Here is a 12,559-nt window from a genome sequence, read left to right as displayed (position 1 = left end):
CTGGACCCGGCGCGTCGCGAAGCAAAGTTTCGAGGTGAGCCGGTGACGCTGTCCGCGCGCGAGTTCGCTCTGGTCGAGATTCTGCTGTCGCGACCCGGTGTCGTGTTCTCACGGGGCCAGCTGGAGGACAAGCTCTATGGCTGGGGCGAAGAGATAGGCAGTAACACCATCGAAGTCTATATTCATCAGCTGCGGCGCAAGCTCGGCGCCGATTTCATCCGCAACGTGCGGGGTGTGGGTTACAGCGTGCCGGAAACCCTGTGAGATCGATTCGCACCCAACTGCTGGTGGGGCTGTTGGGGGGCATGCTGTTGGTGTTGCTGGCTGGGGCGGCGCTGATTTTTTTCATCGTTCGCGATGAAGTGGCTGAGCTGTTCGATCATCAGCTCGAACACACCGCGTACGCTTTCGCCGCGCAACCGCTGCAAGCCATCCCTGTGGTGGGTGATGAACCCGATGACAATCCCGAAGCGGACTTGGTGATTCAGGTTTGGGGCAGCGACGGCAGGTTGTTGCTGCAATCGCGGCCGCAAACCGGCCTGTCACGCCAACCGCAACGTGGCTTTTTCGAGCTGCAGTTGGGGGCGGAGCGCTGGCGTCTGTTTTCATTGCAAGCCGCCGGCCATCTGGTGCAGGTGGCTCAGCCGCTCTATGTTCGAGATGCCATCGCACGCCAGTCTGCATTGGATGCCTTGCAGCTGTTCGCGGTGTTGTTTCCGGTCGCGGCTTTGTTGATTTATCTCACGGTAGGAGCGGGCATGCGGGCCCTGCAGCGGATGGCTCAGGATGTCGGGCGGCGCTCGCATTTGGACCTGACACCGATCGATCCACGGCAGTTACCGGTAGAGGTCACGCCGTTGGTGAATTCTCTCAATGACCTCATGGCGCGCCTGAATCGAGTCATCAGCTCGCAAAAGACGTTCGTGGCCGACGCGGCGCACGAGCTACTCACACCTATCACAGCGCTGCAGTTGCAAGCACAGTTGCTGTCCCGTGCCGTCGATGAAGATCGGCGGCATGAAACATTGGTCGCGTTGCGCGCCGGTTTGAACCGGACGGTGCATGTCGCGCGACAGTTGCTGGCGCTTGCACGGCAGGATCCAGACCTGGAGCAGCCGGCGACCGAGCTGGTCGACTTGACTGAGCTGGCGCGACACGTGATCCAGATACAAAGCTCGGTGGCCGAGTTACGCGGTATGACGCTGGAACTGCACGCTCCCGCGCCGGCAATGGTCACTGGGATCTCAGATGCGCTGGCGGTATTGCTGTCGAACTTGTTAGAAAATGCGCTCAAGTACACGCCTACCGGCGGCCGAGTGCGAGTCAACATCGTCGCTGACTCCGCTCAGTGCCGAGTCGTGGTCGAAGATTCCGGCCCCGGTGTGCCCGCCGAAGAATACCAACGCATCTTCGATCGCTTTTACCGGCGCCCGGGCACCGGTGCGCTGGGCAGCGGTTTGGGCCTGGCCATCGTCAAGAACATTGCCGATCGTCATCAGGCCGCGATCCAGCTACAAACCTCGGCCTCGCTCGGCGGCTTGTGCATTCAGGTGATGTTTGCGAAGGCTGGCGGTTAGTCCGAATCCTCGGTCTTGGTACGCAGGATCCGGCCGCTGTGAGCATCGAGCTTCAGCTTCCGCACCCGGCCATCGGTGCCGAGTACCTTGATGGCGTAGATCAACGTGCCGTTGTCGTCGCTCTCCAGCTCGGTCTTGATGACGTTTCCCGGGGTGTGTTTGGCGACGATGGCCAGGATGCCGGACAGCGGCAGGATGGCGCCTCGCCGTAGTGCGTCGCGAACTTGTTCGCGCTCGCTACGATCGTCTGCGAGGCTGGGATCGGCCAGCAGCAACGACAGGACGACTGCAATGAGCGCTGACGATGAAAAGCAGTGGCGAGCCATGACTGCGATTCTGCCAGCGGCCCGCTGATAGCAATCTGACGATATTTGTCGGCGATTCCAGTGCTTTCAGGGGGCCATTAGCGTTAGACGGCGAGCGTCGAAAAATCAGTCGCGGCCGCCGACTAGGCAAGTTGGCGAACACTGGGCTCACGGGCCCAGTAACGCCGACCTGCTGCCGCAATGAAGGCTTTATCGAGGCTGGTGATGCCTTCATCGGGCACCACGCCGGCCTTGTCCAACAGCGGCTGGGCGGCTTCGCTCGTGCCGATGGCTTTCAAGTGTCCAAACGCGTCCATGACGAACTGCACAGCCGCCGCATCCTTGAGCAGCGCGCGACAGCCCTCTTCGGAAACGATGACTGCGACGGCATCGACTGTTTGTGATGGCGTACCGGCGAGCTGACCATCGGCATCGAGGCTTGATCCGTCGTTCAACATTACGCCATGGACTTTGGGTGCAATGAGCACGGGCTGGCCACCGGCATCCTTCACTGCCTTGGCAGTACTGCGGATGAGGGCGCCATCCGAACCCTCCGTGAACAGCAAGCCGACGCTGCGTCCGGCCAAGGTGGGTTGAAAACTCTGTTGAATGGACAGTGCGGCACTCGGCTCGAGATCGACGGGCTCTCGAGCTGCCTTGGATTTTTTCGGCAATTCGACGCCCAGGCCGGTGGCAACCCGTTTCGCCAAGCTCTCATCCACATTGCGCAAGTTCGCGATCATGCGAGCTGGAATTTGCTCAAGCTTGACTTTGGATAGCTCGAGCACGAAAGAGGAAGCAACGTGCGCCTGCTCATTCTCAGTAAGAGAACGCCAAAACAGCCGCGCCTGACTGTAATGGTCAGCGAACAGCTCCGCGCGCACTCGCAACTTGTCTCCCTGTTCGCCGCCAGCGTCTCGACCGCGTACGGTCGCAAATCCCGTTACCGGGCATTCACGGGGGCCGCCGGCCTCGCCGTGATCTGCCAAGCTGTTCGGTTCGTAATTCGCTCGGCCCTTGGGCACCGACATTTGCATCTGGCCGTCACGCTGAAAGTTCATCACCGGGCACTTCGGTGCATTGATGGGTAGCTGATGGAAGTTGGCGGTGCCGAGCCGGGATTTTTGAGTATCCAGATAACTGAACAGCCGGCCTTGCAGCAGCGGGTCATTGCTGAAGTCGATACCGGGCACGATGTTGGCCGGGCAATAGGCCACCTGTTCGGTTTCGGCGAAGAAGTTGTCGGGATTGCGATCCAGCACCAGCTTGCCGACCGGACGTAGCGGCAATAGTTCTTCCGGAATGAGCTTGGTCGGATCGAGCACGTCGTACGGCAAGCGGTCAGCGAACTTCTGATCGAACACCTGAATGCCCAATTCCCACGACGGGTAGTCGTTGCGGTCGATGGCTTCCCATAGATCGCGCCGGTGGAAGTCGTTGTCGGCCGCTTGCAGCTTGATTGCTTCGTCCCAGAGCGTCGACTGCACACCCAACAGCGGTCGCCAATGAAACTTGACGAAGCTGGTGTTGCCTTCGGCGTTGATGAACTGAAAGGTATGGATGCCGAAGCCCTGCATCATTCGTAACGAACGCGGCAGGGTGCGATCGGACATGGCCCACATCAGCATGTGGGTGCTCTCGGGCATCAGTGAAGCAAAGTCCCAGAAAGTGTCGTGTGCGCTGCCGGCTTGCGGGAACGCGCGATCGGACTCCATTTTCACGGCATGGATCAGGTCGGGGAATTTGATGGCGTCCTGAATAAAGAACACCGGGATGTTGTTTCCCACCAGGTCCCAATTGCCTTCTTGTGTGTAGAACTTGACCGCAAAGCCGCGCACGTCTCGCGGCGTATCGACGGAGCCTGCGCCGCCAGCGACCGTAGAGAAACGAACGAACACGGGCGTCTTTTGCTTCGGCTTTTGAAGCAAATGGGCCCGGGTCAAGTCGGCCAGCGACTCGTAGGTCTCGAAATAGCCGTGCGCGGCGCTACCGCGGGCGTGGACGATGCGTTCTGGGATGCGCTCATGGTCGAAATGAAAGATCTTCTCGCGTAAGACAAAATCTTCCAGCAGCGTCGGGCCGCGAGCGCCGGAGCGCAGGCTGTTCTGGTTGTCGGCGATGCGAATGCCCTGGTCGGTGGTGAGATGACCATCGGCATCATGCGTGTCCTTTTTCGGGATCTGTTGATGGGTCTCGCCGCCATCGCCGACCAGCGTCGTGAAATCTTTCTGTTTGGCCATGAACAAGTTCCTGCGGGACAAGACGATAGGAGGGCGGGCGCGAGACTGTCTTAACGTCAGTTCGCGGCAGCCAGTTCCTGGCGAGCGCGCAATGAAGGGTGGTGCGAATCGTCTGACGCGAGAGCAGCTAAGGCATTATTTACTCTCGGAACTCGCCTGGTGGAGGGGCGTTGCCATTGAGTCCGTTCCGTCAGCAAATGTTTCTCTATGGTCCAATCGTCCTTACTGGCGCTTCCGTTGTTGCCCGCACCCAGCGGCAGGGCGCTGACCGTCATTCCGACGGTGATACAGGCGGTGGCGCAGAAAGCAGAGCGGAAGGTAGAGCAGAACGTAGAACTGAGCTCGCCAGTCGACGCATCCGTCGATGAAGCTGCTACCGATGAAGCTCTGGATATCGAATCTTCAGACCCGGTCTTCGAGCTGCGCGCTGGGCCAGCCGCTCACTCGGGCGTCCAGGCGTACTTGCATCATTCGGGGCAGGTCACGGCGGGCTCATCGACCCAGTCACCGCGTCACTGGATGGCGTGAAGTGGAGATGCCTGTGTCAGCGTGCGAATCAGCGGCGCTAGATGTTTTTCGTAGCGGCGCCATTTACCGGCGGCGCTGCGATACATCGGCTGGCGAACCTGCCAACGGCTCGGGGTGAGCACTGCACGCTCGGCTTGATGGAAGTCCAAGCACGCGGCATTCCATTCCAGGCCGCAATGGGCGACGAGGGCACGGATGTGGGATTCCGGCGAGACGACCAATTCCTCATAAGTCTGCTCGATCATCGGCAACGGCAACACGCGCCGCCAGTGCGCCATGAGCCGCTCGTACTGCAGGAAGTATTGGCCGAAGTGCTCCAGGTCCGCAGTGAAGTCCTGTCGCATCTGAAACAGTTCCATGTAACACGACAGCCCCACGTCGAGCGGATTGCGACGGCAGTGAACGACACGCGCGTTCGGAAACAGCGTCGCGATCAAGCCAAGCTGCATGAAGTTGACGGGAAGTTTGTCGGTGACTCGTCGTGCGCCGGCCGGTGCCAGTTCCTCGAGTTTGGCTAGATACGTGCGGGCAAGATCGGTTCGCGCTGAGGCGGGCAGTGTTGCTACTGCCGCCGGATAGTTCGGATGCAGGGTTCTCGCAATGGCGGGGATGCCCTGCAGTTCGCCCGCTGCGAACACGTCCGGATGCGCGGCAAGAATCTGTTCAGTGAGCGTCGTACCCGAGCGCGGCATTCCTACGATGAATATCGGTCGCTGCGAGGGATCGCCGCCACCTGCCGTCGCTGCAAAGTAATCTGCCGAGAAGGTCTCGATGAGCTCGTCGACGTAAGCGATGGTTTCGGCGATGTCGAAGGCGCGCCGCTTCTGTCGCTGCAGTGAATTGGCGGCGTCGAAATGACCGAACGCGATGTCGTATTCCTGGCGGTGATCGAAGTACTTGCCGAGGCCGTGATGTAAAACGATGCGGTCCTGGTCCCCAACGCTGGCGTCTCGTGCCAGTGTCTGTGCACGTGCCAATACCTCAGCGTCGGGATCTAGCGAGCGAATCGCCAATAGATTCGCGAGTGCCTTCGCATGATTCGGATTGAGCTGCAGGACTCGACGATAGTGCGCGGCGGCTTCGGAGAACTGGCCTTTCTGTTCGAGCAGCAGTGCCAAGTTGTGATGGGCCGGGAGATGATCCGGTGTCGCGGCCAGTGCGCGTTCGTACCAAAGCTGGGCTTCATCGAACAACTGCTGATCTTTCAGCACATTCGCAAGGTTGTAACTGGCGTGCGGCGACGCTGGGTTCTGTGCCAGCGCCTGCCGATACAACGTAGTGGCCCGACGCAAATCGCCGGTGGTCTTCAATGCATTGGCCAGGCTGTTGAGCGAGTCCACATGGGTCGGGGCGGCGCTCACGGCCGCTTCGAAGTGCTGAAGAGCTTCGGGCACCCGCTTGAGCATCATGAAGAGCTGCCCGAGATGGTTATGAGCGGTTGCATCCAGCGGGTTGAGTCGCAGGGCGCGTTTCAGCAGGGCAATGGCAGTCGGTGTATCCCCGCTTTGTTGTGCGACCAGTCCGAGGTAGTGAGTTGCCGGTGCGTGGTCCGGGTACACCCTGAGCACGCTGGAATAGGTCTGGTAGGCGCCGGCCAGATTGCCGGCCTGGTGCTGCTGGCGTAGTGCCTCTTCCACCAGACGATCGGCATCGGCGCGCGACAGGGGAAGCGGCTGCTGGGGCATGGTGCGAGCGACGCTACCACAAGTCCTGAAGAGGCCGGCACCAAATAAATTTCTGCTGGGGGAGGCTTGGGACTAGGTAGTCGCGTTGGCCCATCCGTCTCATTGCACGTGTCATTTCTGAGCCTCGCCTGAGCCTCAATTGCCGCGCTACACTCAGCTCCGCATGAACCGAACCCCGGCCAACGCTCCGTTTTTCCCGGCGGCCGCCAGCGAGTCGCCGGCGGCCCAGCCGGATGGACCGGGGCGGTCGGGGTGGGCCAGCCTGTTCAATCAGCACCGGCTGCGGCTCAAGAAATTCATTGCCGGCATCGTGCGCTCGCCGGACGAAGTGGATGACCTGATGCAGGAAACTTTCCTGCATGTGTGGGTGAGCCGGCAGGAGACGGAAGTCAATTCGCCCCAGGCTTATCTGTTCCAGACCGCTCGACACGTCGCGATCGACAGCCTCCGGCAACGCTCCGTTCGCCGCCTGCGTACCGAGCTGGCCGGGCAGGAGAGCGCGCTGCTCGTGGCGCCTGCCAGTGACCGTTCGCTCGAGATTCGCGAGGAGCTGGAGCGGGTGCTGAGCGTCATCGAGCGACTGCCCCCTCAGTGCGGCAAGGTCTTTTTGTTACGTAAGCTGCACGGCCTGTCGCATCGAGAAATCGCTACGCGCTTGGGCATCTCCGTACGCACCGTTGAAAATCACATTGCACGTGCCATGCGCGACTGCAAGCCAACGGAGTAGCACGATGCAAAATCACCAGGATTTGTCGTTGGTGCCGGCGGCTCTCGATGATGAAGCGGCTATGTGGTTGGCACGCCTGGACTCCGGCGAGCTGTCCGCGTCGGACCGATCGGCCTACGAGAGTTGGCTGGCGGGCGACGAGCGGCGTCGCGTGGCCATCGATGGTCTGGCTCGGAATTGGGGGCAGTACGATTCGTTGCAAGCTCTGCCCGATGACGCCAAACAACACTTGATGCAGGCAGCGTCATTGGTCGATCAGCCGCGGACTTCGCGCGTCGGTATCAGAAACCGACGGCGCGTGTTCATGTCGATGGCGGCAATGCTGTTAGTGGCAGTGCTGGTAGCGGTTTTGTTGCCTCGGGCGCCGGGCGATCTCTACGCAACCTCGGTCGGCGAGCATCGCAGCTTCACACTCGCCGATGGCTCGATTCTCACACTGAATACCAACAGCCGCGTACGTACCCACTTCGTTTCGGAGGCACGCGAACTCTGGCTCGAGCGTGGCGAGGCATTCTTTGAAGTTGCCCACGACAAGACGCGACCTTTTCGGGTTCGAGTGGGCGAGCGTGAAGTTCGTGCTGTGGGTACCGCGTTCGGTATTCGACGCCAGGATGACGACTTCACCGTCATCGTGACCGAAGGCATCGTCGAAGTCGCGGGTCGCAACGAGTCGCCGTCGGCTGTGATGAAAGGCAATGTGACTTCGACTCCGCCGCTGCGGTTGACTCCCGGCGAGACGTTGAAGGCGACGGCTCATGGCACTGCCGCCGAGCCGGCGACGGCGTCCGATGCGACGCTCGCCTGGCGCGAAGGGTTGTTGGAGTTCAATGGCGACCGGCTCGATCATGTGGTCGAGGAGTTCGGTCGTTACACCCGGCGCCGCATCGTGCTCATGGACGACCGAGTGAAGCAGCAGCAGGTCGGCGGCGTGTTCAAGGCGGGCGATGTCGATGCGCTCACCACGGCGCTCGATCAGATGCTGCCTGTCGAAGTCATCAACATCACGCCCTATCTGACGCTCATTAAATCGGCCAACTAGCGCACGGCTAGGTAGTTTCTCCCTGGCGGCCGTCTTACCTGCCAGAAAAGCCCGAATCACGGGCCACAGGGTGGAATCGAAATGACCTCTGGCATCAAACAAACCGTACGGCGAATTCTCGCCTGTTCCGCGATCGGTGCTCTCGCTGTAACCGCGGCTCCGGTAATTGCGCAGACGCGAAGCGTCAGTGTCAGCATCCCTGCGCAGGATGCGAGCGCGGCCTTGCGAGAGTTTGCCAAGAAGGTCGGCGTGCAACTCGTCTACCAGCAAGACGTCATCAAGGGCGTCAAGACCAACGGGATCGAAGGTACGCTGGACGTGGAGGAGGGGCTACGCCAGATGCTCGATGGCACCGGTCTCGACTATCACTTCTCCAGGAAAGATGTCGTGGTCGTGTCACGCAAGAGCGACGTGGTACCAAAGCGGGTGTCTTACGCAGATGGACCAGCGAACAACGGTGACACAGCCGCCGCAGCCGATCGCGATCAGCCACGGCTCGAAGAAGTCATCGTGACCAGCAAAGTGCTGCTCACTCAGAACGACGCTTTCGGCGCGACGAAGATGGGCTTGTCCTTGAAGGACACACCGCAGACGGTAGTGGTGGTCACCGCTGACCTCATCGATCTGTCTGGCATGCAGACTTTCGGCGACGTTTATAAAGTCGATGCATCTGGCGGCACCGCGCACGCCATCGACGGCTTTCCTCGCAACTATTACCGCGGCTTCGTTCAGCAGGGCGACAACGCGGTGCGAGTCGATGGGTTTCGGATGCCGGGCAATCTCGACCTGGATCTGGCGACCTTCGATCGCGTCGAGGTGATCAAAGGCGCGACGTCCACGCTCTACGGACAGACCTCGGTAGCGGGTACGCTCAACGCAGTCTCCAAGATGCCGCAAAACAAAGCGGCGACCGAACTGAAGCTGAGCGGCGGACAGTTCGACCAGTATCGAGTCGACGCCGATGTGACCGGGCCGATCGGATCGAGCGACCGATGGTCGTATCGTGCCATCGGTGCTTACGAGAATGCGGATTCGTTTCTGGACTACGGTCACAACGATGTGCGGCTGATCTCGGGCGTGCTCAAGTTTGTGCCGGACGACGCAACTAAGATCGTGTTACGGGCGACCCATCAGGAAAGCGACATCGGCCTGCACTTCGCGCCAGCATTACAACTCGCCGGCGACGGCCCGGGCGAGAACGATGGCGACGACATTCTGGCTCGGGTGCTCAGCGAAGGGCTGAAAATCCCCGATGTGCCGAGATCGCGTTTCTACGGCATGCCCTGGAACGAAGCCGACATCGAGGCCAACTTTCTGCAACTACAGGCCGAGCGCGAACTGTCCAATCGCTGGACGGTCCGCGCGCATGCGCAGTACAACCGCGTCGACTATGACTCCAATGCGTTCGCTGTGAACGGTCCGTTCGATGACGAGGGCTTCGCCTACTTCGGCTACGGGTACGGCTACGACAACGACAGCACCTTGTACGGTAGCGAAGTGAATCTGTTCGGCACGGTTGAACTCTTTGGCCGCGAGCACACGGTGTTCGTCGGCGCCGACTACAGTCATATCAAAGAGAATCGGCGGCTGGGGTATGCGCCGACGTTCTCCGGCTACGGCCAGTCTGTCTTCAATGTGTTCGATCCGAACTACAGCGCGGTGAGCGAGATCGCGATGGCGGATTACCCCGGCATTTATGACGAGCGCAACGAGACTGAGCTTTACGGGGCGACGGTGCAATTCGTGCTGCATCCGGTGGACCGGCTGAGCATTCTGCTGGGGGGTCGCGAATCTCGCAGTACCTTGCTGGAACGCTCTCGGGGCGGCGATGTGATGAGTGTCGTCGATGCGCAGCCGTTCGTCACCGACTCGGATCTGAGCTTCCAGAAGTTCACAGTCCAGGCCGGAGCGACCTACGAGATCACGCCCAGCTTGAACGCGTACGTGAGTTACGGTCAGACCTTCGAGCCCAAGACCAATCGGGTCTATGTGGACGACGACTCACCGGGCAAACTCATCGCGCCGGAAGAGGGTGAGAGCTACGAACTGGGATTGAAGGCTGACCTGTCTTCGAAAGTGGCGGTCACCATGGCCATCTTCGACATGGAGCGGACCAACATCGCGCAGTCGGATCCGTTGCATCCGCTGTTCTCAGTGGCGTTGGGCACGCAGCGTGGTCGTGGTGTTGAGCTCGGTGCGCAAGGGCGCGTGACGCCGGCATTCAATATCTTCACTTCGCTTGCCTATCTCGATGCGGAGTTCTCGGAAGGCGAGTTCAAAGGTCTGCAACCGCCGAATGCGCCGCGCTTCGGTGCTTCGGTGTTCGGCAGTTACGAAGTGCTGCAGGGAGATCTTCGTGGCCTCGGCTTCGCCGGTGGCGTCGTGCATAAGCGTGGTCTCGAGACCTTCGACGATGGGCTTACTCTGCAGGCAGGTCGGCCGGTCACCTTCGATTTCGGATCGTTCACCGAAGTCGACGCGCGGGTGTTCTACAACCTGGGGCGTTGGACCGTGGCGCTGATCGGAACCAACCTGTTCGACGAGAAGTACTACTCGCCGAGTTTCACCAGCTTCAGTCGCGGCACTCATGTGAACCCGCCAAGAATGTTTCGCGCTAGCGTGCGCTACGCATTCTGATCTCCATGTCGAAGTCGCTATTGGCGATGCTGCTGATGATGGCAGCATCGTGTCTCGGGTCGGCCTCGGCAGCCGATGATGAACTCGCTCGCATCATCGATGAAGGGTTCAATCATGGTCAGGTCGTGGAGCTTGCGGCGTACCTGACCGATCGCATCGGCGGCCGCATGACGAATTCGCCGCAGATGCGAGCGGCCGAACGGTGGACTCAAGAGCAATTTCGCAGTTGGGGGCTGCGGGACGTGCGCACTGAGGGATTCGACTTTGGTCGCGGTTGGTCCATCGCGAATTCCAGCGTGCGCATGACGGCACCGCGCGTCATGCAGATGCGCGCCATCCCAGTTGCATGGACGCCTGCGACGGCGGGGACATTGAGCGCTGCCGTTATCGTTGCGCCCGTGTCTCACCAGCGTGAGTTTGCGGCGTGGAAAGGAAAGCTGCGTGGTCGCATCGTGCTGGTGTCGCAGCCAACGCTGGCTTCTGATCCGACCGATGTTCCGTTCAGACGGCTGTCGGAAAGCGCGTTGTCGCAACTCGACACATTCGAATCTCGACCAGCGTTGTCCGCCGAGGATCTTGAAGAGGCGCTGAGCGAAGCGCTATTCGAGGCGCAGCTGGATTCGTTTCTTGTCGAGGAGGGCGCGCTCGCGTGGGTTCGGATGTCTCATCGCGACAGCGGGTTGGTGCACGGTGAAGGGACGGGATTTCGAGCTGGCGATAAGCGATTGCTGCCCGGCGTTGAACTGGCAGCGGAAGACTATCGCTTGCTGGCGCGGCTAGCGAAAACCGACGCGACACCGACGTTGGAAATCATCAGCGACGTACAGTTCCATGACGATGACTTGCAGGCGTACAACGTGCTCGCCGACATCGCCGGGCGTGACACAAACGCAGGCTACGTCATGGCCGGTGCGCATCTGGACAGTTGGGTGGCAGCGAGTGGCGCGCAAGACAATGCCGCTGGCAGCGCCATCGTGCTGGAGGCGGCCCGCATTCTGGCGAAGCTAAAGGTACGGCCGCGCCGTGGCATTCGATTCGCGCTCTGGGCGGGCGAGGAGCAGGGAGCTCTCGGTTCGTTCGATTACATCGAACGATATCTGGCGACGCGCGCACCGTTGAAAGATGCACGGCTGGAAGCGCTGCCCGCGTACGACTCATGGCCGCTGCGCTGGCCGTTGCAGATCAAGCCTGGGTATCAAGCGCTGCGAGCGTATTTCAACATCGATAATGGCTCGGGAAAGCTGAGAGGCCTCTATACGGAAGGCAATCTCGCCGCGATGCCGTTGCTACGCGAATGGCTCGAGCCGTTGGCCAGCATGGGCGCGGCGCACGTGGTTGTCAGTCGCACCGGCATCACCGATCACCTGTACATGCAAGCCATTGGCTTACCGGCATTCATGTTCATCCAGGACCCGCTCGACTACAACAATCGCATTCATCACACCAGCTTGGACAGCTTCGATCATATGCAGCCCGACGATTTACGCCAGGCGGCTGTCGTGCTGGCTTCGGTCCTTCTGCAAGCGGCCAATAGCGATCGCCAGTTGCCCCGAACGCCGGTGCCGACTGAGCCGCGGTGATCCCAGGGACACCAGCTGCACCCACTTTCGCACCTCATGGCCAGCGTGTATTCATTGAATACTGGCCCTCCTACGTAACGGCAGGTGCACTCATGTCAGGTTGGTTGTTTGCTCCTCGTGCCTGGCTGTTGCCGGCGATGGCGATTGGTATGGCCGCCATCGCCGGGTCGGCGGCTGCCACAGATAGCTTCTCGGATTGCGATATCTGTCCTCGCATGCAGGTCATCGCGCCCGGATCGTT

General features: G+C 60.6%; 10 protein-coding genes. 7 read left to right on the top strand and 3 right to left on the bottom strand.

Annotated features, from left to right (window positions below; all coding sequences use genetic code 11):
• Together JNL55_RS15220 and JNL55_RS15215 are read left to right on the top strand one after the other, a co-directional pair.
• Positions 1-264, top strand: a 264-nt coding sequence (locus tag JNL55_RS15220; RefSeq protein ID WP_293854982.1) for a winged helix-turn-helix domain-containing protein, incomplete at its 5' end; no start/stop codon positions are given.
• Positions 261-1,577, top strand: coding sequence for an ATP-binding protein (locus tag JNL55_RS15215; RefSeq protein ID WP_293854979.1), 1,317 nt, complete (start codon positions 261-263; stop codon positions 1,575-1,577). The genes JNL55_RS15220 and JNL55_RS15215, both read left to right, overlap by 4 nt.
• Here the strand turns inward: JNL55_RS15215 and JNL55_RS15210 are convergent.
• Both JNL55_RS15210 and JNL55_RS15205 read right to left on the bottom strand, forming a co-directional pair.
• The gene (locus JNL55_RS15210) at positions 1,574-1,903 is read right to left on the bottom strand and encodes a PepSY domain-containing protein (protein WP_293854974.1); all 330 of its coding nucleotides are present in this window, start codon (positions 1,901-1,903) and stop codon (positions 1,574-1,576) included. The genes JNL55_RS15215 and JNL55_RS15210 overlap by 4 nt on opposite strands.
• A gap of 122 nt (positions 1,904-2,025) precedes the next feature.
• On the bottom strand, positions 2,026-4,122 hold the full coding sequence (locus tag JNL55_RS15205; protein ID WP_293854970.1) for a catalase: 2,097 nt from the start codon (positions 4,120-4,122) through the stop codon (positions 2,026-2,028).
• Between the two features lie 207 nt (positions 4,123-4,329).
• Here JNL55_RS15205 and JNL55_RS15200 point away from each other — a divergent pair, with 207 nt between their 5' ends.
• Positions 4,330-4,650, top strand: coding sequence for a hypothetical protein (locus JNL55_RS15200; RefSeq protein WP_293854965.1), 321 nt, complete (start codon positions 4,330-4,332; stop codon positions 4,648-4,650).
• Here the strand turns inward: JNL55_RS15200 and JNL55_RS15195 are convergent.
• Complete coding sequence (locus JNL55_RS15195; protein WP_293854961.1) at positions 4,635-6,335, bottom strand: tetratricopeptide repeat-containing sulfotransferase family protein; 1,701 nt, start codon at positions 6,333-6,335, stop codon at positions 4,635-4,637. The genes JNL55_RS15200 and JNL55_RS15195 overlap by 16 nt on opposite strands.
• A gap of 163 nt (positions 6,336-6,498) precedes the next feature.
• Here JNL55_RS15195 and JNL55_RS15190 point away from each other — a divergent pair, with 163 nt between their 5' ends.
• The 4 genes from JNL55_RS15190 to JNL55_RS15175 all read left to right on the top strand — a co-directional run bounded on the left by JNL55_RS15190 (position 6,499) and on the right by JNL55_RS15175 (position 12,318).
• Positions 6,499-7,062, top strand: a complete 564-nt coding sequence (locus tag JNL55_RS15190; protein ID WP_293854958.1) for an RNA polymerase sigma factor — start codon at positions 6,499-6,501, stop codon at positions 7,060-7,062.
• A 4-nt stretch (positions 7,063-7,066) separates the two neighbouring features.
• Complete coding sequence (locus JNL55_RS15185; RefSeq protein WP_293854953.1) at positions 7,067-8,101, top strand: FecR family protein; 1,035 nt, start codon at positions 7,067-7,069, stop codon at positions 8,099-8,101.
• Positions 8,102-8,182: 81 nt separating this feature from the next.
• Positions 8,183-10,738: a TonB-dependent siderophore receptor gene (locus tag JNL55_RS15180; RefSeq protein WP_293854949.1), complete on the top strand. Its 2,556-nt coding sequence runs from the start codon at positions 8,183-8,185 to the stop codon at positions 10,736-10,738.
• Between the two features lie 5 nt (positions 10,739-10,743).
• The gene (locus JNL55_RS15175) at positions 10,744-12,318 is read left to right on the top strand and encodes a M20/M25/M40 family metallo-hydrolase (RefSeq protein WP_293854946.1); all 1,575 of its coding nucleotides are present in this window, start codon (positions 10,744-10,746) and stop codon (positions 12,316-12,318) included.
• Positions 12,319-12,559: the final 241 nt, after the last annotated feature.

The organism is Steroidobacter sp. (assembly GCF_016790065.1).
In the GTDB taxonomy this organism is placed as follows: Bacteria; Pseudomonadota; Gammaproteobacteria; order Steroidobacterales; family Steroidobacteraceae; genus Steroidobacter.
Note: the sequence above shows the minus strand (reverse complement) of the source record. Positions and strands in the feature narration are given on the sequence as shown.